The 24,824-nt window shown below is 39.7% G+C and carries 22 protein-coding genes; 16 read left to right on the forward strand and 6 right to left on the reverse strand.

Annotated elements, in window-relative coordinates:
- The first annotated feature begins 79 nt into the window (after positions 1-79).
- Both R3X26_RS12445 and yaaA read left to right on the forward strand, forming a co-directional pair.
- Positions 80-1,498 carry a sodium:alanine symporter family protein gene (locus tag R3X26_RS12445; protein WP_317717648.1) on the forward strand — a complete coding sequence of 473 codons (1,419 nt, stop codon included), beginning with the start codon at positions 80-82 and terminating at the stop codon, positions 1,496-1,498.
- A gap of 149 nt (positions 1,499-1,647) precedes the next feature.
- Entirely contained in the window at positions 1,648-2,424 is a 777-nt protein-coding gene (yaaA, locus tag R3X26_RS12450) for a peroxide stress protein YaaA (RefSeq protein WP_317717649.1), read from the forward strand.
- Between the two features lie 117 nt (positions 2,425-2,541).
- On the opposite strand, the gene srmB is transcribed toward yaaA, so the two are convergent.
- The 3 genes from srmB to fldB all read right to left on the reverse strand — a co-directional run bounded on the left by srmB (position 2,542) and on the right by fldB (position 5,211).
- A complete protein-coding gene (gene srmB / locus R3X26_RS12455) occupies positions 2,542-3,777 on the reverse strand; it encodes an ATP-dependent RNA helicase SrmB (protein ID WP_317717650.1) in 1,236 nt (411 codons plus the stop codon).
- Positions 3,778-3,891: 114 nt separating this feature from the next.
- Complete coding sequence (locus R3X26_RS12460) at positions 3,892-4,647, reverse strand: tRNA1(Val) (adenine(37)-N6)-methyltransferase (RefSeq protein WP_317717685.1); 756 nt, start codon at positions 4,645-4,647, stop codon at positions 3,892-3,894.
- Between the two features lie 45 nt (positions 4,648-4,692).
- On the reverse strand, positions 4,693-5,211 hold the full coding sequence (fldB, locus tag R3X26_RS12465; RefSeq protein WP_317717651.1) for a flavodoxin FldB: 519 nt from the start codon (positions 5,209-5,211) through the stop codon (positions 4,693-4,695).
- A gap of 164 nt (positions 5,212-5,375) precedes the next feature.
- On the opposite strand from fldB, the gene xerD reads away from it, so the two are divergent.
- The 12 genes from xerD to R3X26_RS12525 all read left to right on the forward strand — a co-directional run bounded on the left by xerD (position 5,376) and on the right by R3X26_RS12525 (position 18,767).
- Positions 5,376-6,269, forward strand: a complete 894-nt coding sequence (gene xerD, locus R3X26_RS12470; RefSeq protein ID WP_317717652.1) for a site-specific tyrosine recombinase XerD — start codon at positions 5,376-5,378, stop codon at positions 6,267-6,269.
- Between the two features lie 37 nt (positions 6,270-6,306).
- Positions 6,307-7,128, forward strand: coding sequence for a thioredoxin fold domain-containing protein (locus R3X26_RS12475; RefSeq protein WP_317717653.1), 822 nt, complete (start codon positions 6,307-6,309; stop codon positions 7,126-7,128).
- Between the two features lie 104 nt (positions 7,129-7,232).
- The gene (gene recJ / locus R3X26_RS12480; RefSeq protein WP_317717654.1) at positions 7,233-8,969 is read left to right on the forward strand and encodes a single-stranded-DNA-specific exonuclease RecJ; all 1,737 of its coding nucleotides are present in this window, start codon (positions 7,233-7,235) and stop codon (positions 8,967-8,969) included.
- Between the two features lie 93 nt (positions 8,970-9,062).
- A protein-coding gene (gene prfB / locus R3X26_RS12485) for a peptide chain release factor 2 (protein ID WP_317717656.1) occupies positions 9,063-10,161 on the forward strand; the annotation gives its coding sequence in 2 pieces (ribosomal slippage) (positions 9,063-9,137 and positions 9,139-10,161; 1,098 coding nt in all).
- Between the two features lie 23 nt (positions 10,162-10,184).
- The gene (gene lysS / locus R3X26_RS12490; RefSeq protein WP_317717657.1) at positions 10,185-11,699 is read left to right on the forward strand and encodes a lysine--tRNA ligase; all 1,515 of its coding nucleotides are present in this window, start codon (positions 10,185-10,187) and stop codon (positions 11,697-11,699) included.
- 144 nt (positions 11,700-11,843) lie between these two features.
- Positions 11,844-12,212: a YacL family protein gene (locus tag R3X26_RS12495; RefSeq protein WP_317717658.1), complete on the forward strand. Its 369-nt coding sequence runs from the start codon at positions 11,844-11,846 to the stop codon at positions 12,210-12,212.
- Between the two features lie 264 nt (positions 12,213-12,476).
- On the forward strand, positions 12,477-12,815 hold the full coding sequence (gene glnK, locus R3X26_RS12500; RefSeq protein ID WP_317717659.1) for a P-II family nitrogen regulator: 339 nt from the start codon (positions 12,477-12,479) through the stop codon (positions 12,813-12,815).
- 18 nt (positions 12,816-12,833) lie between these two features.
- Complete coding sequence (locus tag R3X26_RS12505) at positions 12,834-14,063, forward strand: ammonium transporter (protein ID WP_317717660.1); 1,230 nt, start codon at positions 12,834-12,836, stop codon at positions 14,061-14,063.
- 190 nt (positions 14,064-14,253) lie between these two features.
- On the forward strand, positions 14,254-15,267 hold the full coding sequence (locus R3X26_RS12510; protein ID WP_317717661.1) for a Fe(3+) ABC transporter substrate-binding protein: 1,014 nt from the start codon (positions 14,254-14,256) through the stop codon (positions 15,265-15,267).
- 114 nt (positions 15,268-15,381) lie between these two features.
- Positions 15,382-17,007, forward strand: coding sequence for an iron ABC transporter permease (locus R3X26_RS12515; protein WP_317717662.1), 1,626 nt, complete (start codon positions 15,382-15,384; stop codon positions 17,005-17,007).
- Positions 17,007-18,038: an ABC transporter ATP-binding protein gene (locus R3X26_RS12520; RefSeq protein WP_317717663.1), complete on the forward strand. Its 1,032-nt coding sequence runs from the start codon at positions 17,007-17,009 to the stop codon at positions 18,036-18,038. The genes R3X26_RS12515 and R3X26_RS12520 overlap by 1 nt, the downstream gene beginning before the upstream one ends.
- A gap of 447 nt (positions 18,039-18,485) precedes the next feature.
- Positions 18,486-18,767, forward strand: coding sequence for a D-fructose-6-phosphate amidotransferase (locus R3X26_RS12525; protein WP_317717664.1), 282 nt, complete (start codon positions 18,486-18,488; stop codon positions 18,765-18,767).
- 145 nt (positions 18,768-18,912) lie between these two features.
- Here the strand turns inward: R3X26_RS12525 and rsmC are convergent, their stop codons facing one another.
- The 3 genes from rsmC to hemL form a co-directional block, all read right to left on the reverse strand.
- Positions 18,913-19,947 (reverse strand): 16S rRNA (guanine(1207)-N(2))-methyltransferase RsmC, encoded by a 1,035-nt coding sequence (gene rsmC, locus R3X26_RS12530; protein WP_317717665.1) that lies wholly within the window; start codon positions 19,945-19,947, stop codon positions 18,913-18,915.
- A 137-nt stretch (positions 19,948-20,084) separates the two neighbouring features.
- Positions 20,085-21,170, reverse strand: a complete 1,086-nt coding sequence (locus R3X26_RS12535) for an AI-2E family transporter (protein WP_317717666.1) — start codon at positions 21,168-21,170, stop codon at positions 20,085-20,087.
- A 237-nt stretch (positions 21,171-21,407) separates the two neighbouring features.
- Positions 21,408-22,691 carry a glutamate-1-semialdehyde 2,1-aminomutase gene (gene hemL, locus R3X26_RS12540; RefSeq protein WP_317717667.1) on the reverse strand — a complete coding sequence of 428 codons (1,284 nt, stop codon included), beginning with the start codon at positions 22,689-22,691 and terminating at the stop codon, positions 21,408-21,410.
- Positions 22,692-23,074: 383 nt separating this feature from the next.
- Here hemL and erpA point away from each other — a divergent pair, with 383 nt between their 5' ends.
- Positions 23,075-23,416, forward strand: a complete 342-nt coding sequence (gene erpA, locus R3X26_RS12545; protein ID WP_317717668.1) for an iron-sulfur cluster insertion protein ErpA — start codon at positions 23,075-23,077, stop codon at positions 23,414-23,416.
- Positions 23,417-23,615: 199 nt separating this feature from the next.
- A complete protein-coding gene (locus tag R3X26_RS12550; protein WP_317717669.1) occupies positions 23,616-24,818 on the forward strand; it encodes an efflux RND transporter periplasmic adaptor subunit in 1,203 nt (400 codons plus the stop codon).
- The last annotated feature ends 6 nt before the right edge of the window (positions 24,819-24,824 follow it).

Here is a 24,824-nt window from a genome sequence, read left to right on the forward strand (position 1 = left end):
TTGACATCTGTTCTCGTTGAATCAGAATGAAGTGAATTAGCTGTTCTAGCTATCCGCCATTATCCACGGAGAGGACCTTGTGGCAGAAACGATAAGTTTACTTAATGATCTTTTATGGGGCTCGATTCTTGTTTATATTTTGGCTGGTGTAGGAATTTACTTTACCGTCAAATTAGATTTTATCCAGTTCAGGCATTTTACCCATTTATTTTCTGTTCTTAGAAATAGTCGGCGTTTTGAAGGAGAAGGAATTTCCTCTTTCCAAGCGTTATGTACCAGCCTTGCCGCTCGCGTCGGCACAGGAAATATGGCGGGAGTGGCGATTGCTTTAACCGCCGGAGGGCCCGGTGCTATTTTTTGGATGTGGTTGATTGCCATGTTTGGTATGGCAACCTCTTTTGCAGAAAGTACCTTAGCTCAGTTATATAAAATCAAAGATGATAATGGTCAATTTCGTGGTGGGCCAGCTTACTATATGCATAAAGGGTTAGGTATGCGTTGGTTAGGGGCATTATTCTCTGTGCTACTCATTATTACCTTTGGGTTAGTGTTTAATGCGGTTCAAGCGAACGCTATTGTTCATGCTATGGAAACGGCTTTCGGCTGGGATTCTTTATACGTTGGCGTATTTGTGGTTTTATTAGCGGCTTTTATTATTTTTGGTGGTATTCGTACGGTTGCTAAAACGGCTGAAATAATTGTTCCTGTCATGGCGCTAGCTTATTTATTGTTGGCATCGGTAGTGATTATTTTTAATTTAGATAAAGTACCAGGGGCGCTTGGTTTAATCTTTAAGAGTGCGTTCGGAGTTCAAGAAGCTATTGCTGGTGGAGTCGGCTATTCTATTTCTCAAGCCGTTATTAATGGAGCAGAACGCGGTCTTTTTTCTAATGAGGCGGGAATGGGATCGGCACCTAATGCGGCGGCAACCGCAACACCTTATCCACCTCATCCTGTTTCGCAAGGTTATGTACAGATGCTTGGTGTATTTCTTGATACGATTGTCATATGTACTGCAACCGTCGCTATCATATTGCTTTCTGGAGAGTATCAACAAGGTGGACCGGTCACAGGTATTGAGTTAACTCAAAATGCCTTGAGCTCTCAGGTAGGCGATTGGGGAAGTATATTTGTTGCTATTGCTATCTTCTTTTTCGCTTTTACTTCTATTATCGCTAATTATTCTTATGCGGAAACCAATCTGACGTTTTTAAAGCGAGACCAAAAAATAAATAAGATTATTTTACGAATTCTAGTTCTTGTTATGGTGTTGTATGGAGCAATGGATTCTTTACCTACTATTTGGGCATTAGCAGGGCTCTCTATGGGCTTGATGTCTATGGTGAACCTTATGACCATTATGTTGCTCTCAAGCATCGTGATCAAATTAGCTAAGGATTACAACAGGCAAATTAATATGGGGCGAGTACCTAAATTTAAATCGAATGAATACCCGGAACTCATCGCTCAGTTAGAAAAAGAGGTTTGGCGAGACTAGTACTTATGAATCGTTTGTAATATATGAACTGACAGCACGCAGATTTCATTGGCTTAGACTATTGAACAAATTGAAAAAGTCGTACTGACTAAGTGGTGTTTTTTATATATTCTAGTTATAAATCAATCGAACTCCGATGGAATAAAATTATGCTCATTATTGTTTCTCCAGCAAAAACTCTGGATTATGAATCGCCACTTGCTATTGAAAAATATACGCAACCAGAATTAATTGATCAGTCGAAATTGCTAATTAAAGAGTGTCGTAAGTTAACTCCGGTTGATATTGCTACTTTAATGAAAGTTAGCGATAAGATTGCAGGGTTGAATGTGGCTAGATTTGAGCAATGGAGTGAAACATTTACTACTGAAAACTCTCGTCAGGCGATATTGGCGTTCAAAGGCGACGTTTATACCGGTCTTGAAGCACAAAGTATGAGTGAAGAAGATTTCGATTATGCTCAATCTCATCTTCGTATGCTTTCGGGACTGTATGGATTGCTAAGACCGCTTGATCTTATGCAACCTTACCGTTTAGAAATGGGCAGTAGATTAGCTAACGAGCGTGGTAGTAACTTGTATCACTTTTGGGGCGATATTATTACCAATAAACTGAATGATGCACTCAGTGAACAAGAAGATAATATTGTGGTTAACTTGGCTTCTAATGAGTACTTTAAATCAGTTAAAACCAAACAGCTCAACGGTAAAGTTGTTACGCCAATCTTTAAAGATTGTAAAAATGGTCAATATAAAGTCATTAGCTTTTATGCCAAAAAGGCGCGAGGAATGATGGCTCGATATATTATCGATAACCGTATATCTTCTATTGAATCATTAACCAAGTTCGATGTGGCTGGATATTATTTTGTAGAACAAGAGTCTAGCGCAACAGAGTTGGTGTTTAAAAGAGAAGAGCAGAAATAGCTTTCAATGATTAGTGGGGAAATACAATTAGCACGAGTAAAGTGTGTGATTTGAAAATAATAAAGGGCATGAGCCCTTTATTATTTTAATGACTGGCAGTTTTACACTTCATTGGTGTTATTTTTTCTTCTTCTTTTTCTTTGGTGATGCTTTAGTTGCCACTTTGGCTTTCGCCTTCACTTTTTTCTTCTTTTTGATGCTCGGCTTTTTATGCGTTGGACGCATATCTTTAACAAAGCGTTCTTTTACATCTTCCTGTACGTAACGTGCAATCCGAGACATCATACCTTGATCATGTGCTTCTACTAAGGATATTGCATTACCTTTTTTACCCGCACGAGCTGTACGGCCAATACGATGTAAATAGACATCCGCAGTGCGTGGAAGATCATAGTTAATCACATGAGATACATTGGGAAGGTCAATCCCACGAGCTGCAACATCAGTTGCTATCAGTACATTGACTTCACCATCATGAAAACGACGAATCGCGTTATTACGGCGATCTTGTTGCATTTCGCCTTGTATCCAACTGCAAGGAATTTGCGCACTTTCTAACAATGAACGTACTTCGGCTAAACGTTCACGTGTTTTTACAAACACAATAGAACGCTCGGCTTGTTCAGTTAGAATATGCTTAAGCAAGTCATTTTTATGCTTTAGTGTATCGGCACGATGGTACCATTGGGTGATTTTTTTACGCTCACGACGAGATGGATCGGCTTCAATTTTAGCAGGATCTGTTAACAGATCCGCGGTAAAGCCTTCTACCCCCTTTCCTTCTAATGTGGCAGAAAAGAGCAGTGTTTGCTTTCTCCAGCGACATTCTCCAGCCAAACGGTCGACAACAGGCGCAAAACCCATATCAAGCATACGATCTGCTTCATCTAAAATCAGCCATTCTATAGCACGACAATCAAAACGTTCCGCTTCAATATATTCCATTAATCGACCCGGCGTCGCTACAACAATATCTTGAGTTTGAGCTAATATATCGGCGTGTTCTTGATACATGACGCCACCAGTGATGGTGAAAATATTTAAGTTAGTATTTTTCGCTAGTTCACGAGCTTGGTCGGCTACCTGCATGGCAAGCTCACGCGTTGGCGTTAAAATTAGTACGCGAGCAGGACCCGCTCTTTTGCGTGGAAAATCTTGTAAGTACTGTAAAGCAGGAAGAGCAAATGCTGCCGTTTTCCCCGTACCTGTTGGCGCAGAAGCTAAGATATCTCGGCCATCTAATGCCAGTGGTATCGCCTCGGCCTGAATTTGAGTTGGGCGCTCAAACCCCATATCGGTTATTGCTCTAACGAGGTTATCGTCTAGCTCAAGGTCAGCAAAATTATTGATCACAATAGGATCTCCACAAGCAGTAGTTAAAAGTTTGGTGGTGCATATATTGAATGATGCAGTATATGCGGTCGCGCATTATAGAGGAATAATGCTTATATCTACATCATTATATTATTACATCTTTAAATAAAACGCTTTTGTCAGCGCAACAAAATTGTCTGAGTACTTTCCGGATTGATTAATCATTAACTTTGAGTGCTCTGTTTCAAGTTGTTTTGAATTAATGGTCTCATCTTGTCGGCATAGTTCTATTAGTAAACGATTGACCGCTTTAAACTCTGTTGGTGATACTTGGCAAAGTCGGGACACCCTCCAGCCTAAAGTACTCGCTACAGTGATGAATGCCTCTCCTTCTACTCGCGGCAGAATAAAGTTTGCTTTGCCCTGTAGCTTCAATACTTTTTGGCAACTTTGCAATAAATCCCGATGAGGCAATGAATCGGTGTGTCGTGCGGTTGCTCTTTGTTTTAGTTTGGAGGGTTGACCTTGATTAAAATAAGGAGGATTACAGATTATGGTATCGAAAAGGTTATTCGACAGTTTGAATAATTCAGTCCAACTTAAAATATCCGCATGGGTTAATTGGAGTCGTTTATGCCAAGGTGATTGTGAAAAATTATGTGACGCCGCTTCATAGGCGTCTTTATCTATTTCTATGGCATGAATATCCGCTTGGTAAAAGCGTTGCGCGCACATTAACGACAGTAAACCTGTCCCTGTTCCAATATCAAGAATGGTGGCATTGTGAGCTGCTTGAATCCAACTTCCGAGCAACACGCCATCAGTACTCACAGGCATACCAGAAAATCCACCGTGCACAGTGAATTGCTTAAACGAAAAATCTTTGGTGGCAGTTCTATCGGAAACCATCATCTCTCTGCGCTGTATCGGTGACAAGTTAGTAAAGTTTAAAAACTAAAGCGTGTTTTGATATTCGGTAAGCACTTGTTCACACCAGGTGGCAATACGTTCATCACTGAGTTCGTATTGAGAGTCTTCATCTAGCGCTAAACCGACAAACTTCTTTCCATCTTCGGTTAGTGCTTTAGAAGCCTCAAATGTATATCCATCAGTAGGCCAATACCCTAAAAATTGTGTTTGAGTCGGTTTGAGTTCATCGTGTAACAGCCCCATCGCGTCGAGAAACCACTCGCCATACCCTTCTTGATCGCCCAGACCAAATAAAGCGACGTGTTTACCTTTTAGTGAGATAGGGGCAATACTCTGCCAAATTGCACTCCAATCTTCTTGCAGTTCACCAAAGTCCCAAGTAGAAATACCAAGAATGAGCAAGTCATAATCTTTCATTAAATCCAATGGTGTTTCTTTAACGTTATAAATATCAACGAGTTCTTCGCCAATTATTGCTTGTATTTTTTCTGCTGCTATTTCGGTATAAAAGGTTGTTGATCCGTAGAAAAGTCCAATTTTCATATGATATTGATTCGCGTATGACTGTTTAATAAGGATTTTACCTATAAACAAGGTATGATTGCAGTCATTAGTTGCTTTTTAAGTTAATTTAGTTAGTAATTTAGTTTTTATTAATTTAATTATAACTAATTTATGTTAACAACGGTTTTGAGTGATAACTGAAAATGAATGACCAAGCTTTTGTAGAACAGTTTCTAGATGCAGTGTGGATGGAAAAGGGATTATCTGAGAATACGTTGTCTTCTTATCGACATGATTTAATTAAACTAATTAAGTGGATGCAAGCTGAAAACCTATCTTTTACTGCTATGTCTATTACTGATCTGCAAGATTATCAGGCGTGGTTGACTGATAAAGGTTATAAGCAAGCATCTAGAGCAAGAATGTTATCTGCGATACGCCGATTGTTTCAGTACGCTTATCGAGAAAAAGTACGCAGTGATGACCCGAGCGCACTTTTAATCAGCCCTAAATTACCTAAAAGGTTACCCAAAGACCTCTCTGAGCAACAAGTCGATGATCTTTTAGATGCTCCTGATCCTAACGACCCTTTACAGCTAAGAGATAAAGCCATGTTAGAGCTTCTGTATGCAACAGGATTACGTGTAACAGAATTGGTGAGCTTGACGATGGAAAATATGAGTCTTCGCCAAGGCGTAGTTCGCGTAATAGGTAAAGGTAATAAAGAACGATTAGTACCAATGGGTGAAAATGCGGTAGATTGGATTGAAACCTTCTTACAAGATGGTAGGTCTATCCTATTAGGTGAGCAGAGTTCTGATGTGGTCTTTCCTAGCAAAAGGGCTAAACAGATGACTCGACAAACCTTTTGGCATCGTATCAAACACTATGCGGTTATTGCGGGTATCGACACTGATTTGCTTTCTCCTCATGTGTTACGGCACGCATTTGCAACTCATTTACTTAATCACGGAGCCGATCTCCGAGTAGTACAAATGTTATTAGGTCATAGTGACTTATCAACGACACAAATTTATACTCATGTTGCTACTGAGCGATTAAAGCTTATTCACTCGCAGCATCATCCTAGAGCATAAATCCACTACAGCAGCTATACAAATAAAGGTGATATTAATGAGCGTGTTACGCAACCTATTGATTTTAAGTTTTCCATTCTTCATCGCGGCATGTGATGCAGATGAAGTAAGCGAGGCAGAAAAAACCGGCAGTGAAGCTGGAACAACGATGGTTACTGAAAGTGAATCCACGCCTACAGCTGCTACTTTTGATAAGTCGGTAATAAAAGCTCAGTTTGAAAAAATGGGGGTAGAAGTCATTTCTATTATACCTGCAAGTATTGATGGATTATTTGAAGTTGATACCAGTGGCGGAATGGTTTTTTCTAATGTACAAGGCGATCAGTTTATTGCGGGTACGTTGTATGCTCTAGATGATAACGGTGAATATGTTGACGTTATTGCTGAGAGAAAAGCTCCCTTAAATGCAGCCAAAATTGAACAATATGTCGACGACATGATTGTTTATCCGGCAAAAAATGAAAAATACGTTATCACAGTATTTACCGATACAACCTGTGGCTACTGTGTAAGACTGCATGGTCAAATGGATCAATATAATGATTTAGGCATTACGGTTCGCTATTTAGCGTATCCACGCCAAGGACCTAACGGGCCAGTTGCCCAACAAATGGCAGAAGTTTGGTGTTCCGATGATCCGGCCAAAGCGATGACAAGCGCTAAATCGGGTCAAACCTTGAATAATCACGTAGATAATTTAGCGCAATGTTCGCAAAAAATAGTCGAGCAATATAGTCTTGGGCGCGAGTTAGGGATACAAGGAACACCGGCAGTCTTTCTTCCAAATGGTGCGCTATTGGCAGGTTACATGCCTCCTGCTGGTATGCTTCAGCGTATAGAACAAGAGATGGCTAATTAGTCTTTATATTCGCTACTAAATAATAAACCTGCTTTATAGCAAGCAGGTTTATTTACATACCGTTACCAAACGTCATTCGCTAGCATTGGACCTTCAGTATCATAATGATTGAAATTAAACGTCGTCCCCAAGTTGATTTATCTATTCTACCTGACACCATTCCAGAGTTGCTTCGGCGTATTTATATTAATCGCGGTATCGACAATATTAGTCAGTTAGAAAAAGCCGTTAAAGGATTACATTCTTATCAATCGTTAGCCGGAATCGATAAAGCAGTTGAGCTTTTATTTGCGGCTATTGAGCAAGGAAAACGAATAATTATCGTAGGAGATTTTGATGTTGATGGCGCCACCAGTTCTGCATTGTCGGTATTAGCACTCCGTTCTCTTGGTTGTCGAAATGTCGATTATTTAGTGCCAAATCGCTTTGAAGATGGTTACGGTTTAAGTCCAGATGTGGTTAAACAAGCCATTGAATTGCAAGCCGAAGTCATTATGACGGTTGATAATGGAGTGTCGTCTATTGAGGGCGTTCAATTTGCTAAACAACATGATCTTCAGGTTATCGTAACCGATCATCATTTACCGGGTAATCAACTTCCGCAAGCTGATGCTATGGTGAATCCTAATTTAGAATCTTGCCAATTTCCTTCTAAAGTTCTTGCTGGCGTTGGGGTCGCATTTTATCTTATGTTAGCGCTTAGAGCATTTATGCGAGAGCGTAATTGGTTTGCAGCCAATAATTTGTTAGAACCGAATTTGGCGGAGTTATTGGATCTAGTCGCACTGGGCACCGTTGCCGATGTAGTGGCATTGGATGAGAACAATAGAATTTTGGTTCACCAAGGGTTACAGAGAATTCGAGCAGGTAAAGTTCGGCCCGGAATCCAAGCATTAATTGAAGTATCTAAGCGCGATGCTAAGCGTTTAGTCGCCTCTGATTTTGGTTTTGCTTTAGGGCCTAGAATCAATGCCGCAGGGCGTTTAGACGACATGTCGTTTGGTGTTGAATTGTTGATGAGTAACAATATTCATGCGGCAAGAAGAATGGCCAGTGAACTTGATAGCCTTAATCAGACTCGAAGAGAAATTGAAGATGGCATGAAGCAAGAGGCGATGGCTTTTTGTGAGCGGTTAAAGTTTGGTGAAAATGCTCAGTTACCTTATGGTCTTGCTTTATTTCAACGTGATTGGCACCAAGGTGTTATTGGTATTGTCGCTTCACGTATTAAAGATCAATTTCATCGGCCTGTGATTGCTTTTGCAGATGGTGGTGATGGATATATCAAAGGCTCATGTCGCTCCATTCCGGGGCTACATATTCGTGATACACTCGATTTATTAGATACTCGAAATCCAGGTCTGATCCTTAAGTTTGGTGGTCACGCCATGGCGGCAGGCTTGACGATTAAAGAACGTGATTTTGAGACTTTCTCGGCTTTATTTGATCAGCTCGTACGTGACCAATTAGATGAATCGGCTTTACAAGGGGTTATTTTGTCCGATGGAGAACTGCAACCAGAGCAGTTTTCCATGCATACTGCCATTGAGCTGAGAGATGGCGGGCCATGGGGACAAAATTTCCCAGAACCTATTTTTGACGGTGAATTTAAGTTATTACATCAAAAATTGGTGGGTGAAAAGCATTTAAAAATGATGGTGGAGCCATTGTTCAAAGGCCACCCTACTAATATATTATTAGATGCAATCGCATTTAATGTCGATTTACGCCGCTGGCCAGATGCCGCTGCAAAAACGGTGAAGTTAGCGTTTAAGCTGGATATAAATGAGTTTAGAGGAAATCAATCATTGCAATTGATGATCGATCATATTGATAGCTAATAGCGCGCTTTTAGTTGTATTTTTTCCTGTATCTTCATCACATTTTTGAGTAGAATTCCTCGGTTAAATTCTACTCATAAATGTTGAGCAAACATGTTTGAAATCAATCCAATTAAAAACCGCTTACAGGACGTGACACAACGCACGAATATCCTGAGGGGGTACCTTTGACTATGACGCCAAGAAAGAGCGTCTAGAAGAAGTCAATGCAGAACTAGAACAACCCGATATTTGGAACGAACCTGAACGTGCGCAAGCGTTTGGTAAAGAACGTTCTGCGTTAGAAGCGGTTGTTGAAACTATCGATATTCTTGACCAAGGTGTGGATGACGTAGAAGGCTTATTAGAGCTCGCCGTTGAAGCAGAAGATCAAGAAACGTTTGATGAAATAGAACCTGAACTTGCCGAGTTGGAAGCTAAGTTAGAAAAACTTGAGTTTCGCCGTATGTTCTCTGGTGATCATGATAGCTCCGATTGTTATATTGATCTTCAGTCTGGTTCAGGTGGTACAGAAGCGCAAGATTGGACTTCCATGTTGCTGCGAATGTATCTTCGTTGGGCTGAATCGAAAGGTTTTAAAACCGAAGTTATCGAAGTTTCTGAAGGCGAAGTTGCTGGATTAAAATCTGCCACGATACGTGTTTCAGGTGAATACGCTTATGGTTGGTTGCGAACGGAAACCGGCGTACATCGCTTGGTTCGTAAGTCGCCATTTGATTCAGGTGGTCGTCGCCACACTTCATTTGCTTCTGCATTTATCTATCCAGAGATTGATGACAATATTGCTATCGATATTAATCCAGCAGAATTACGTATTGACGTATATCGAGCCTCTGGCGCGGGTGGTCAGCACGTTAACACTACTGAATCAGCGGTGCGTATTACTCACTTGCCAACCAATACAGTTGTTCAGTGTCAAAACGATCGCTCACAGCATAAAAACAAAGATCAAGCGATGAAGCAGTTGAAAGCGAAACTGTTTGAGCTTGAGTTGCAAAAACAAAATGCAGAGAAACAAGCGAGTGAAGATTTAAAATCTGATATCGGCTGGGGAAGTCAAATTCGCTCATACGTATTAGATGATTCACGTATAAAAGATTTACGTACCGGCATTGAAAACCGTAATACTCAAGCGGTTCTTGACGGTGACTTAGACAAATTTATCGAAGCCAGCCTGAAATCAGGTTTGTAAGCGTACTATAAAGGGCAAATAAAATGACTGAACAGGTACAACAGCCAAATGCAGAAGAGAATAAGCTGATTGCTGAACGTCGTGCGAAATTAGAGAATATTCGCGCCAATTGTAAGGCAAATGGTCATCCTAATGATTTTCGTCGTGATAGTTTAGCCGGTGATCTTCAGGCGCAGTTCGGTGAGAAAACCAAACAAGAATTAGAAGAGTTAAACCATATCGTTGCAATTGCGGGTCGCATCATGGCGAAACGCGGTCCTTTCTTAGTTATTCAAGAAACCTCTGGCCGTATTCAAGCGTACGCAGCTAAGCCAGTACAAAATGAATTAAAAGAAAAATACCAAGGTCTAGATATAGGCGATATTATTGGTGTTAAAGGTGCTTTACATAAATCAGGTAAAGGCGATCTTTACGTGAATATGGAAGAGTACGTATTGCTAACTAAAGCACTTCGTCCGTTACCAGAAAAATTCCATGGTTTAACCGATCAGGAAATGCGTTATCGTCAACGTTATGTTGATCTTATTGTGAATGAAGATTCACGCAACGCTTTTATTATTCGTTCTAAATTGGTTACTGCTATCCGTAATTTCATGGTTTCTAAGCAATTCATGGAAGTAGAAACTCCAATGATGCATGTTATTCCTGGTGGCGCAACGGCGCGCCCATTTATTACGCATCATAATGCTTTAGACATTGATATGTATTTGCGAGTCGCCCCTGAGCTTTACTTAAAACGTTTAGTGGTAGGTGGGTTTGATCGTGTATTTGAAGTGAACCGTAACTTCCGAAACGAAGGACTTTCACCTCGCCATAATCCTGAGTTTACCATGATGGAATTCTATATGGCTTACGCGGATTATAATGACTTGATGGATTTGACCGAAGAGATGTTACGTACGGTTGCGATTGAGGTGCTTGGCTCAAGCTCTATGCCTTATGGTGAAGAGACGGTTGAGTTTGGCGGTCGTTATCCACGTTTAAGCATGTTAGATGCAATTAAACAATACAATCCTGATCGTGAAGATATTCAAGCGATGACTTATGAGCACGTTCAAGATCGTGACTTTATGGTCGGCATTGCTAAATCTTTACATATTAATGTCGAACCATTTTGGACCTGTGGTCAATTACTCGAAGAGATCTTCGGTGAAACCGCTGAACCAAAATTAATTCAGCCAACCTTTATTACCGAATACCCAGCGGATATCTCGCCATTAGCTCGTCGTAATGATAATAATGATTTCATTACCGATCGATTTGAGTTCTTTATTGGTGGCCGTGAAGTAGCGAATGGTTTCTCTGAGCTGAATGATGCAGAAGATCAAGATGCACGCTTTAAAGCTCAAGTTGATGCTAAAGATGCCGGTGATGATGAAGCGATGTACTATGACGCCGATTACATTACAGCTCTTGAGCATGGCTTACCGCCAACCGCAGGGCAAGGCATTGGTATTGATCGTTTAGCTATGCTGTTTACTAATACACATACTATCCGAGACGTTATCTTGTTCCCTGCGATGCGTCCACAAGCCTAGTCAGAATAGCATATTGCCTAATAAGACCATCGCCAAGGCGGTGGTCTTATTTTTTTGTGTATTGGCTAATGTGTTGTTATTGAGAAAGCATCGTTATTGAGAAACGAATAGCGATAGACTAATTATTGCTACTGAGAATAAAAAATGGAATATCAATTTGTTAAAAGTATTACAGGTGAATATCGTATCAAGTGTAGTATGGGGCATGAAGTTGTTGGTCGTTGGTTAGAGCAAGAAATATACACCGATAAGCAACGTATTCAAGCTATCTTAACCGCTATTGAACAGATAAAAGCAGAACAATCTCAAGAGTATTCTTTAGTCGGTAAAGAAATCAGTATTTCAATAAGACGCGATGATGTGGTTATCCAAGAAAATGCATTAAATTATGTTGATGATTCGTTGCAAGAGAGTGAATTTGATTTTTATGATTGTGAAAGTGACTCAGGTTGTGGGTTCGAAGATTTCGAACAGTTAATTCATTCTTGGTGTGCTTTTATTGGTTATAAGTAGTTTATCGTCTTGAGTATCTCGTTCTAGTTAATTGTTCGCTTTTAGTCTCTTCTTTTTTCATGTCATTTTTCCATTTTGCACAATCTTGGGGCTTTGTTGTTTCTTGCTTCATTTTAGTGATCGTTATGCACCATTATAGTGCTTTAATTTTAATTGTATTTAACATTTTTTAAAAAATTAAAATTAAAACAATAGCTTATAAAACTGGCATGGCTCTTGATTGTTATTTCCCTGTTAAAGGAATATATGCTCAGAGAGGATGCAATGAAACTTATTAACGCCATTATTAAACCATTTAAACTAGACGATGTTCGTGAAGCTCTATCGGATGTTGGTATAGAAGGTATGACTGTTGCTGAAGTAAAAGGCTTTGGACGTCAAAAAGGTCACACTGAACTTTATCGCGGTGCAGAATACCAAGTTGATTTTTTACCTAAAGTGAAACTTGAAATAGCAACGCAAGCTGAAAATGTTGATCGCGTTATTGAAGCAATAAGTAAAGCAGCACATACAGGCAAAATCGGTGACGGAAAAATATTTGTTTACGATTTAAGCCAGGTTGTACGTATTCGTACTGGTGAAATGGATAACGAAGCACTTTAAGGGATTGGAGAACATATAATGGAACTATTAACAACAGTAACAGAATTACGTTACGCACTAGATACTTTTTTCTTCCTAATTTCAGGTGCGTTGGTAATGTGGATGGCAGCAGGTTTTGCCATGTTAGAAGCGGGTCTTGTTCGCTCGAAAAACACAACAGAAATCTTAACTAAGAACTTCGTACTTTATGCTATCGCTTGTACTATGTACTTGTTGATTGGTTACAACATCATGTATGTAGACAATGCTGAAGGCGGTATTATCCCTTCTATTGGCGCATTAATTGGCTCTCAAGGTGAAGGCGCTGATCACTCACTAGAATCTGATTTCTTCTTCCAAGTAGTATTCGTAGCAACAGCAATGTCAGTTGTATCTGGTGCGGTTGCTGAGCGTATGAAACTTTGGGCATTCTTAATCTTTGCCGTTGTATTAACAGGCGTTATCTACCCAGTTGAAGGTTATTGGACTTGGGGTGGCGGTTTCCTTGCAGAAGCTGGTTTCAGTGATTTTGCTGGCTCAGGTATTGTGCATATGGCTGGTGCAGCTGCAGCTTTAGCAGGTGTTTTATTGCTTGGTGCTCGTAAGGGTAAATATGGTAAAAACGGTGAAGTTCACCCGATTCCAGGTTCAAACATGCCACTTGCTACATTAGGTACGTTTATCCTTTGGTTTGGTTGGTTCGGCTTCAACGGTGGTTCTCAGCTAATGGTTTCAGATTTTGAAAACGCAACAGCGGTTGGTCAAATCTTCCTAAATACTAACGCAGCAGCAGCAGCAGGTGCTATTGCTTCTCTAATCGTATGTAAGACCACTTGGGGTAAAGGTGACCTTACTATGGTATTAAATGGCGCGTTGGCTGGCTTAGTTGCTATCACAGCTGATCCACTATCTCCATCACCAGTTGCTGCCGTTATTATCGGTGCTGTTGCTGGCGTACTAGTTGTATTCGCTATCATCGGTATGGATAAAATCAAGGTTGATGATCCAGTAGGTGCTATCTCTGTACACGGTGTGTGTGGTTTCTTTGGTCTAATGGTTGTTCCAGTATGTAACAGCGATGCATCATTTGGTGCTCAGCTTCTTGGCGCAGCAGTTATCTTTGCATGGGTGTTTGCAGCAAGCCTAGCAGTTTGGGCTGTACTGAAAGCAACAGCAGGTATCCGAGTTTCTGAAGATGAAGAAATGGAAGGTATGGATATGCACGATTGTGGTGTAGCCGCTTACCCAGAGTTTGTTTCTTCTAAGTAATTTATGTCAGATGAGTTGTCTAAAGTAATAGGTACTCAATAACATTTAGTTACATATATTTGTCTAAACCCGCTCATTGAGCGGGTTTTTTTATGCTTTTAGTTAATATTAACCATTGCACAAACATTGTATTTCAATATAATAACGAACGATAACTATTATCATTTGCATCTATATTTAAGGACATATAATGAAAAAAGTGCTATCTCTATCAATGCTTGCTTTGGCGTCTATCAGTTCTACTTCTTTTGCCGCAGAAGAAGTGAATGTCTATTCGTACCGCCAACCATTCCTTGTTGAGCCTATGTTTACAGAATTTACCAAGGAAACGGGTATTAAAGTAAACGTTAAATTTGCCAATAAAGGGTTAGCTGAAAAACTCAAGCAAGAAGGTGAATATAGCCCTGCAGATGTTATTTTGACTACCGATATTAGTCGATTAGCAGAGTTGGTTGATAAAGGCGTTGTTCAACCAGTACAAAGTGAAACCATTGAACAAAATGTACCTAGTCAATATAGAGACAGTAATGGTGAGTGGTTTGCTTTAACATTACGTGCGCGTAATGTTTACTCGTCTCGTGACAGAGTTGGAAAACTGGGTGACGACTTTAACTATGCTGATCTTGCTTTACCAAAGTATAAAGGCAAAATTTGCACACGCTCAGGAAAACACCCATATAATGTTTCTCTTGTTTCTTCTATGATTAGTCATAAAGGCGAAGCCGAAACTAAAGCATGGTTAGAAGGCGTTAAAGCTAACTTAGCTCGTAAACCACAAGGTAATGACCGCGCACAAGTTAAGGCCATTAAAGAAGGTCTTTGTGACGTTTCACTTGGTAACAGTTATTACCTTGGTAAAATGCTAAATGATGAAGAGCAAAAAGCGTGGGCTGAAGCTGTTTATATTAACTTCCCTAACCAAAATTCGGTTGGTACGCATGTTAACGTAAGTGGCATGGCTATGGCTAAGTACTCTCCAAATAAAGACAATGCAATGAAACTTATGGAGTTTTTAACTGATGATGTTGCCCAGCAATTATATGCTGAGGTAAACTTTGAATACCCAGTTAAAGTCGACGCGAAACCTTCAGAGCTTGTTGCTTCTTGGGGTGAATTTAAAGCGGATGAACTTGCATTAGAAGATATAGCCGCCAACCACAGTAAAGCAGTAGAATTGCTGGATGAAGTTAAATTCGACCTGTAATTAAACGGTAGACTTATTACTTTTTTGAAAACGAGATCTTAGTTAATAAGATTCTCGTTTTCTTAGTAATGACAATGGCATAAATAACGTGCATTAATTTTAAATGTTGTATTAATGAAAGAAAAAAACCAAATCTGGAAAACCAGTAGTGGAAGCTTTGCTTTGCTGCTGGTTTTGCCGATCTTAGCTATTTTTTATTTAGCCTTGGGCGATTCTGGTGATTTATTCGAGCACCTGCTGTCAACGGTTATGCCTACCTATATTTATAATACAGTTGTTTTAGTTATCGGTGTATTGATACTGTCGCTGTTATTTGGCGTACCAAGTGCTTGGTTGATGGCAATGTGTCGCGTGCCGGGTGAAAAAATATTGCAATGGATGTTAGTGCTGCCCTTAGCGATGCCTGGTTATATTGCCGGTTATATTTTTACCGATTGGTTTGATTTTGCCGGCCCAATACAAGTGCTAATTCGAGATTTGACGGGATGGTCAGGAGGCGAGTATTGGTTTCCTGATATGCGCACTCTTGGTGGGGCAACCGTAGTACTTGCTTTGGTTTTTTATCCATACGTTTATTTAATGGCACGAGCTGCATTTATGGAGCAGAATGCCAGTTTATTACAATCAGCAAGACTACTGCGTTGTTCGCCATTTCAAAGTTTCAGAAGAATTTCCTTGCCGCTTGCTCGGCCTTCAATTGCGGTTGGCTTATCTCTTGTTGCCATGGAAACAATAGGCGATTTTGGAACAGTAAGCTACTTTGCTGTCAATACGCTCACCACCGCGGTTTATGACACGTGGCTCGGGTATTCTAATTTAAATGCCGCAGCTAAAATTTCTGCCATTATGTTGTTGGTGGTGATTTTATTACTCAGTACAGAACGATACAGTCGTAGAAAACAAAAATTATTCCAAAGCAGTTTTAATAGCCATGAAGATATGAAATATCCGTTAGCTGGCTGGAAAAAATACGCTGCGCTGATTTGGTGTTGGGGGTTAGTTTCTGTTGCTTTCATTTTACCTCTTGGCCAATTACTTATTTATGCTTATAAGTATTTTTCACAAAGTTGGACTGAAGAATTTAGACAATATGCGCTAAACAGCTTACAGGTGTCTATAAGTGCAGCTTTGATCGCGATTTTAGTTGCGCTAACCGTCAATTTTCACCATAGATTACAGAGTAATCGTTTAAGTATCAGTTTCTTGCGCTTGGCTTCTTTGGGGTATGCCGTACCAGGAACGGTATTAGCAATAGGTGTTATGGCTCCAGTGTTGACTATGGATCATTGGATTAATGATCTCGCTAAAATGATGGATTGGGGACGTCCTGGGTTGCTGTTATCTGGTTCAATGTTTGCGATGATTTTTGCAATGGTAGTTCGTTTTTCAGCGGTAGCAATCGGCAGCATTGAGAGCAGTTTAAATAAAATTTCTCCATCAATGGATATGGCCAGCAGAACCATGGGTTGTAATCCAAACCAGATGTTGAAAAGAGTCCACTTTCCTCTAGTGAGAAGGGGAATCTTAGTTGCGGGACTGTTAGTTTTTATTGAATCAATGAAAGAGTTAAATGCCGCTTTGTTATTAAGGCCGTTTAACTTTGAAACGTTGGCGACTTATGTTTATAACTTTGTTTCAGATGAGCACCTTGAGCTGGGTGCGCTTCCTGCCATCTTACTTATTCTAGTTGGTTTAATTCCCCTTATTGTTATCAACCGTTCTTTGGAGCAGTCACATTAATGAGTAGTACTTTAACCATCCAAAACTTGACCTGCCAATATGATAACCAAAATGTATTGGAGTCACTTTCTCTTGAAGTAGAGCAAGGTGAAATTGTTTGTTTGCTTGGTGCAAGTGGGTGCGGTAAAACAACGCTTTTAAAAGCGATTGCTGGTTTATTGCCATTGAGTCATGGTCACTTGAGTTTGAATCAACGCTTACTTGATGATGGCGTAACGTGGGTACCGCCTGAACAGCGCAATATAGGTATGATTTTTCAAGACTACGCGCTGTTTCCACATTTAACCGTTGCAGAAAATATTGCTTTTGGCTTACAGAATAAAACAGCCATTGAAAAAAAACACATAGTTGAAGAGATGTTAGCGCTAGTACATCTTGCTGATTATGGAACTCGTTATCCGCATCAACTTTCTGGCGGGCAACAACAACGCATTGCTATTGCTCGTTCTCTTGCTTACAAACCGAGTCTGCTCTTGTTAGATGAACCATTCTCTAATATTGATACCCAAGTTAGACATGATCTTATTTTGCAAATTCGTAAGATATTTAAGCAACAGGGTGTTACGGCAATCTTTGTTACTCATAGTCGTGAAGAGGCTTTTGCTTTTTCCGATAAGATGGCCGTAATGAATAACGGTGTAATTGAACAATTTGGTGAAGCTGCTGAACTTTATAATCAACCTTCTAGTCAATTTGTAGCCAACTTCCTTGGTGGCGGTAGCTATTTACCTGCCAAGAAATTGAATGAGTCGGAATTTAGTACCATGTTTGGCAAAGTGTTAGCTCAATCTAAAAATCAAATACAAGTGGGTGAACGCTGCCAATTATTGATGCGTCCTCAGCATATTCGAATTAAACAAGATATTACCTGTTCCAATAAGGTGATTGAACGCTTGTTTATGGGCGATCAGTGTCGCTACGTTATTCAGGCTGATGAAACTAAATTGATTGCTACTGCCGATGAGTTACTTAGCATTGGTGATCCAGTCGAGATCACGATAGAAAAACAGGGTTTATTAGCATTTAAGTAAAATAAAACTTTGCTTTCGGGTTAGTGTGAGCTAAAAGATCATACTAACCCCTACTATTGATTTTATAGAATATTTTGAATATAAAATGCCTTTCTTATCTATTTTTTCGTTCTATTTTCCAGAGATCTTTTACCTAACACCATTCACTAACTTTTTTTGATTCACCATTTTTGCAATTTAATTTTTCGCTGTTATTGAGTATTTTGAACCTGTTTTTATTGGTTCCTAAAGAGTATGTTGGTGGATAATCGCTCAGTAAAAAAAAGTCGATTGTATGAATATTTACTATTCATACAAGCAATGCCTCAGTGCAAAGGATGTTGTGCGTGCAAACGGTCTTATCTTTGTAAACAAGGTCGATAGAAGAGTGCATAGCATCGAATTCATTTTGCGCCGAGAGTTGGTTTACTTGGTATCATTTTTAAAGGTGAGTTAGGGAGTGTAGAGATGAGCAAATCAAAAATATTCTTAAGAGATCTTTTAGGGCTAGTTTTAATTCTATCTTCTATTTCAGTGACTATTGCTGTATTGCTCGATGTACTGGCCGTACTGACGCATTTTTCACATGAAGATATGATTTCGAGTACTTTCTTCCATGAATCTCTCCCGCTGTTTCTGTTTGTTATTCCAGCCATTGCTATCGGCAAATATATCAATCGTCCAGACTGGGTCGAGGCAGTAAAAAATTACCGTTTAAACGCAGCTAAAAATATAAGTGACAACCTTTAATTAATATAAATCAATACTTTAATAGAGTGGTTGGTCTAAGATTAATGATGTTTTTTTCGATCTGATAGAGTTATTAAGTTTACTCGATGGATAGCTTTGTATATTAATAAATAGCACTACAAGTTCTTGGTATAGCTAGCGACGATTAACGCTTTCTAGCCCCTTTTTTAGCATGGTATATAGCAAATTTAGTGGTTTTATTTATGGTCGCACAGTTAGAAAATGCTTCCTCAATGATAGGTGGGTATTTTAAGAAACTGTTCGCCACAATAAAAAGTTCACCTCGTTTTGTTAAAAACTGCGGAGCATTGGCTAGTAGGGATTCAGTCACGTTGTAGCTGGTTTCTAGTCCAGAATGAAAAGGAGGATTACTGATAATAAAATCGTAATCATTGTCGGTGTCTGAATAAACGTCCGAAGCGAAGACTTTACCTGTTAATCCGTTTGCTTGTAAGGTTTGTATTGAAGAGGCAATAGCAAAAGCATTTATGTCACACATTTGTAATTCAATATCTGGATTGATTAGAGCGAGTGTCGCTCCAATCACACCTGCACCACAGCCAAAGTCGAGTACTTTACCTCTCATTTTTGGTAATGAATCAAGTAATAGTTTACTCCCATCATCAAACTGACCATGACTAAATACGCCGGGTAAACTTTTCACTATTAAGTCTTTACCGAATAACGTTAAGGTGTACGTTTTATACCATTGTTGAATATCAAAAGGTTCGGCAAGGTGGTCGCATCGTCCCCAATAAAAAGAGCAACGACGAGCTGAATCATATTTGCTAATAGGACCGTATTGAGCAAACATTTTCTCAATGCTTTTTACTCCTGACCGATTCTCACCAACAACAACAATTTCGGTTCCCGTACCCAAATGCGCGAGCAACATGGCAAGTAGATACTCAGCTTCAGCTTTTGCTTTTGGCCAATAAAGTAAAATCATATCCACTGGAGTTTCTTGTTTGAATTCCGTACCAAAGTAACTGGTAATGGTTGAACTGGATTGTAAAGTTCGGTGATAACTGTAATTGGATGTAAACACGCAAACTGATTCGCAATGCTTGGTTAACTCTATCGGAAATTGGTCTTCAACTTCTCCTGCAACCAAAACGTGCTTACCTTTAAAGTAAGCGAGTTGACGTTGTGCTATTTGGCTAGGGGCAATATAAGACATAAATTTTCTCAATAGTGTTTAAAATACAGTAAGTTATCATCATGAATTCGAATGAAACCATCAGAATGCTGTCGTGAGCAGTAAAGAGGGCAGATTTTCGCACAATCTGCCCACGGGATGAAGTGATTTATAAGGTTCTAACTTTGATCTTGGTCGCGCAGAAAACCATGGAACTCTTTTTCATAAATATTGAAAAGCACAATAGAAATGGCAAAGATAATTGGTCCATATATTAAGCCTATTAAGCCGAATAACTGAATACCGCCTAGTAATGAGAAAAAGATCATTAAGGTGTTCATTCCTGAACTGCCTTGCATGAGCAAGGGGCGTAAAATATTGTCGATGGAGCCAACAAAGCCAATCGACCATACAGCAAGGAAAATAGCCCAATTGCTATCACCGGTGACAAATAAATAAAAGGTAGCCGGTATCCAAATAAGAGCAGTGCCAACAATAGGGATAAAGGAGGCAAAGCCAAACATGGTTCCCCAGAATAAGCCAGGGAAACCGCAAATCCACATCCCAATACCACCAGCAATACCTTGCGCGATAGCCGTCAGAAACGAACCTAACACCGCTGATTTTGCGACTTTTTCAACTTCTTCTAATAATCTATCTTCTTGGCTACGCGACAATGGCAAGATATGACGTAGCGCAAGAATAATTTTGTCGTGATCTCTTAAAAGGAAAAAAAGAACGAAAAGCATCAGCATGAAATCCATTAGGAAATTGGTCGCATCACCTAAAATTTTAGCGCTTATTGCTACTAGGTTACTGCCAAAGGTGGTGGCGAATTTTCCTATTCTTTCCGCAATTTGTTGTGGTTCGATGGTATCGAATGGTAAATATTCATTCGCTAATGAGAGCACTTTTACCACTAAAGGAAGTTGGAAAAAGTCCTGTATTCCTCCCCCCGTTACCCACTGATAAATCTGTTGTGTCGCAACGGAGCCTTGTTGAACAATGGCAGCGAATACTGCTAATAAAGGAATAACAATAATAAACGTTAAAGTAACACAAGATAAAACGGAGGCGAGATTGTTGTGTTTGGGGATTTTTTTGTCGATCCATTCATGTAAAGGAAACATGAGTAATGAAATAATAAACGCCATTACAATAGAGTTAATATAAGGCTCGAGTAATAGAAAACAAGCATAACCAGCGCCGGTGAGCGCGGCAATTAATACCCAGTGACTTGATGATATTTTAAGTTTTTCTGGCATTAGGACGTTCCTTTTTATGTCAGATTGATTAGCGCTTTTCGATTAGTTATAACTTGGTGATTAATGAGCTCCTCGCGATTACATGGCTGTCACGAGTTGATTATTTATAATGGGGCTTAACGGTCTTTATTACAAATAAATTGTATTTTAAAGGGCGATGAATATCGCCCTTTATGATGAGTTACCTTTATCGAGTCGCTTGTTACCTACTATGATGCGCTCTGTTTCGTTGTGTGATTAAGCCAACTTTGCAAAACATTTTTCTGCTGCTGCTAATGTTGCTTCAATCTCTTTATCGCCATGAGCGAGAGATGTAAAGCTAGCTTCAAACGCAGATGGTGCTAAATAGATACCTTCTTCCAGCATTAGATGGAAAAAGGTTTTAAAACGCTCTACATCACATTTGGCGACTTCTTCGTAACAGGTTACTTTTTCTTGATCCGTAAAGAAGAATCCAAACATCCCACCCACTTGAGAAACAAGCAGTGGGATATCATGTTTATCCGCGCGTTGTTTCAAACCTTCTGCCAATTTTTTGGTTTTACTGGCTAATGCCGCTTCATTACCTTCAGCGATGAGTGTTTTTAAACAAGCTAAACCAGCTGCCATTGCTATCGGATTACCAGAAAGAGTACCGGCTTGGTAAACTGGACCAGTAGGGGCAACATGCTGCATTACCTCTTTTCGACCACCAAATGCACCAACAGGCATGCCACCACCAATTACTTTACCTAAGCAAGTTAGATCGGGTTTTATGTTGTAATAAGCTTGGGCGCAACCTTGTGCTACACGAAATCCTGTCATGACTTCATCAAATATTAGTAGAGCGCCTTCTTTATCACAGATTTCACGCAGTCCTTCATGAAAGCCGTCAATAGGTGGGATACAGTTCATATTTCCGGCAACCGGTTCCACAATAATACAGGCAATATCGCCTTTATTAGCATCAAAGAGTGCTTGAACGGATTCTAGGTTATTAAAGGTGGCCGTTAGCGTATATTTTGCAAAATCGGCAGGAACACCGGGTGAACTAGGTTGACCTAGGGTTAATGCACCAGAACCTGCTTTTACTAATAAGCTATCTGCATGGCCATGATAACAACCTTCGAACTTCACTATTTTATCTCGACCAGTAAAACCACGCGCTAAACGTATTGCACTCATCGTAGCTTCAGTACCTGAGTTTACCATGCGAAGTTGTTCCATTGACGGTACGATAGATGACACTAATTCTGCCATTTCGACTTCTACTTCTGTTGGCGCACCAAAACTTAAGCCTCTGTGTGCCGCTTCAATAACCGCATCACGAATGACCGGGTGGTTATGGCCAAGAATCATAGGTCCCCACGAACCTACATAGTCAATGTAAGATTTTCCATCGGCATCAATTATCATAGGGCCGTCGGCATTTTGAATGAAGATAGGTGTGCCACCGACACCATTAAATGCGCGAACGGGAGAGTTCACGCCTCCTGGAATTGTTTGTTGCGCCTTTTGATAAAGTTCGGCTGATCTGGTCATCAATGTTATCCTCGTTATTCTAACTTGAAGCAATAGCTATGCATTGTAACTAACTTGGGCACGATAGGTTTATAAAATTGTCTAAATTGGTCAAATAATTAAGTTAATACCAAAATTATCCAGTCGTTATAAGAATGTGCTGTTTTACTGGCGATATGTTTTTTCTAATAATGAGTTTTTTAGTAATACAGTTTCTTTTTGCTTTACATAGTCATCTATCTTATAAATATAAATGCTTACAATAATGACGTTCGACAGAGAAGAATACTTGAATGATTTAGTCGGGTATTGGATAATTACCAAATATTGAAATAACACGCATCGCCTCATATAAGATGAACAATAATTAAAGAGTCGATACGATACGAAAAAGAGAGGTCCTTGTGAGTGAAGTAAACGTACCATTGTCTTTTTCTGATGCGGCAGCAACTCGAGTTAAAACGCTGATCGAAGAAGAAGAAAATTCCGAGCTTAAGTTAAGAGTCTATATTACTGGCGGTGGTTGTAGTGGCTTCCAATATGGCTTCACCTTTGACGAAAAAGTAAATGATGGCGATACAACTATTGTCAATAATGACGTAACACTGGTTGTTGATCCTATGAGCTTACAGTATTTGATCGGCGGAATTGTGGATTATACTGAAGGATTAGAAGGGGCACGTTTTTTTGTGAATAACCCGAATGCAACTACAACATGCGGCTGCGGAGCATCGTTTAGCGTTTGATCTAAACCACATTAATATTTCAAAAATCAGTATTATTTTAAAAATCAGTTATAGTCTTGTATAAAATTGAAAGCAAAGCCTTATGTTTTAATCTGTTACATCAGGTGTATATTACTTCTCTTACCCAAGTCTCTATGCGTTAAGATAATAAGACTAGATTATCAGATGCCTTAATTGGGTGACTAAAAGGAACTCAGTTATGGCATTTGCTCGCACAAGTCGATTTTTTTCACAACGCCCATGGCTAATATCATTACTACTTCTTATCTGTTTGTCTTTTTGGCTAGCAATAGGAATGCTTAATGCTGACGAATCTCAAGGTCACCTTCAGTCTCAAAATAGCAGTGTACAATCCGCAAATAGCAGCCCGTCTAACGATACACATTCTTCAGAAAAGCTTGCTATCCCTTTAGCAAAAGTGCGTTACCAAACTTTTTCGGCTGTGCTTACGGCAAAAAAAATTGATCTTTATGGAAGAACCGCCCCCAATAGACAAGCTCAGTTGAGTGCTGAAGTCGCGGGTCGTGTTGTTACTTTGATGGTACAAAAAGGCGATCAAGTAAAGAAGAACCAACCGATTGCACAAATAGATCAAGCCGACCTAGAAATTCAATTAGAGCGAGCGAAAGCTAATCTGTCTGTTCGTGATAAAGAATTCAAAGCATCGCAATCTTTAAAAAAGAAAGGATTACAAGGTGAAGTGGCTTATAGCACTGCGCAAGCTAATCTTGTCGAAGCGAAAGCGTTAGTTAAAAAAGCGCAATTAAATCTTCGTAATACACAAATTACTGCACCTTTTGATGGTTTTGTTGACGATTTGGCGATTGAATTAGGCGATTTCGTGAGTATTGGCGACCCAGTCGCAACGGTCATTGATTTGGATGTTTTGTTGATTGAAGCCGATGTGAGTGAACGTCATATACAAAGCCTGAAGTTGAATCAAAAAGCAAAAATTCGCTTACTTGATGGTGACAAAATTGAAGGGATACTCAGATATATATCGAGGCTATCTTCACCTGCAACAAATACGTTTCCGATAGAAATAGAGATAGCCAATCCAGAGAAGAAAATTTCAGCAGGAGTGAGTGCTGAGGTTGAGCTTGAGTTAGGTATAAGTCAGGCAATTAAAATATCTCCAGCTATGTTAGCTTTGGATGAAAGTGGCAACTTAGGTGTAAAAACAGTGGAAGATGATACGGTTAAATTCAGGCCTATTCAATTAGTTAAAGCTGAACAAGATGGGATTTGGCTAACCGGTTTAGGGCAGAGTGCGAATATTATTACCGTTGGTCAAGGTTTTGTTCGGGAAGGGGATACGGTTATTGCGACGTCTGTTGAGGCCACTTCTGATACAGAGACCGCTTCTGATATTAATAGCAAACGTGCAGCAGAACATAATTAGAGTCGG

Origin of the sequence: Vibrio sp. TH_r3, from assembly GCF_033101115.1 — a bacterium.
Classification (GTDB): domain Bacteria; phylum Pseudomonadota; class Gammaproteobacteria; order Enterobacterales; family Vibrionaceae; genus Vibrio.

Coding starts and splice junctions, on each gene's coding strand:
- yaaA (WP_317717649.1), top strand. CDS start 1,648: ATGCTCATTATTGTTTCTCCAGCAAAAACTCTGGATTATGAATCGCCA.
- R3X26_RS12460 (WP_317717685.1), bottom strand. CDS start 4,647: ATGGTTTCCGATAGAACTGCCACCAAAGATTTTTCGTTTAAGCAATTC.
- fldB (WP_317717651.1), bottom strand. CDS start 5,211: ATGAAAATTGGACTTTTCTACGGATCAACAACCTTTTATACCGAAATA.
- xerD (WP_317717652.1), top strand. CDS start 5,376: ATGAATGACCAAGCTTTTGTAGAACAGTTTCTAGATGCAGTGTGGATG.
- R3X26_RS12475 (WP_317717653.1), top strand. CDS start 6,307: ATGAGCGTGTTACGCAACCTATTGATTTTAAGTTTTCCATTCTTCATC.
- recJ (WP_317717654.1), top strand. CDS start 7,233: ATGATTGAAATTAAACGTCGTCCCCAAGTTGATTTATCTATTCTACCT.
- lysS (WP_317717657.1), top strand. CDS start 10,185: ATGACTGAACAGGTACAACAGCCAAATGCAGAAGAGAATAAGCTGATT.
- R3X26_RS12495 (WP_317717658.1), top strand. CDS start 11,844: ATGGAATATCAATTTGTTAAAAGTATTACAGGTGAATATCGTATCAAG.
- glnK (WP_317717659.1), top strand. CDS start 12,477: ATGAAACTTATTAACGCCATTATTAAACCATTTAAACTAGACGATGTT.
- R3X26_RS12505 (WP_317717660.1), top strand. CDS start 12,834: ATGGAACTATTAACAACAGTAACAGAATTACGTTACGCACTAGATACT.
- R3X26_RS12510 (WP_317717661.1), top strand. CDS start 14,254: ATGAAAAAAGTGCTATCTCTATCAATGCTTGCTTTGGCGTCTATCAGT.
- R3X26_RS12515 (WP_317717662.1), top strand. CDS start 15,382: ATGAAAGAAAAAAACCAAATCTGGAAAACCAGTAGTGGAAGCTTTGCT.
- R3X26_RS12520 (WP_317717663.1), top strand. CDS start 17,007: ATGAGTAGTACTTTAACCATCCAAAACTTGACCTGCCAATATGATAAC.
- R3X26_RS12525 (WP_317717664.1), top strand. CDS start 18,486: ATGAGCAAATCAAAAATATTCTTAAGAGATCTTTTAGGGCTAGTTTTA.
- rsmC (WP_317717665.1), bottom strand. CDS start 19,947: ATGTCTTATATTGCCCCTAGCCAAATAGCACAACGTCAACTCGCTTAC.
- R3X26_RS12535 (WP_317717666.1), bottom strand. CDS start 21,170: ATGCCAGAAAAACTTAAAATATCATCAAGTCACTGGGTATTAATTGCC.
- hemL (WP_317717667.1), bottom strand. CDS start 22,691: ATGACCAGATCAGCCGAACTTTATCAAAAGGCGCAACAAACAATTCCA.
- R3X26_RS12550 (WP_317717669.1), top strand. CDS start 23,616: ATGGCATTTGCTCGCACAAGTCGATTTTTTTCACAACGCCCATGGCTA.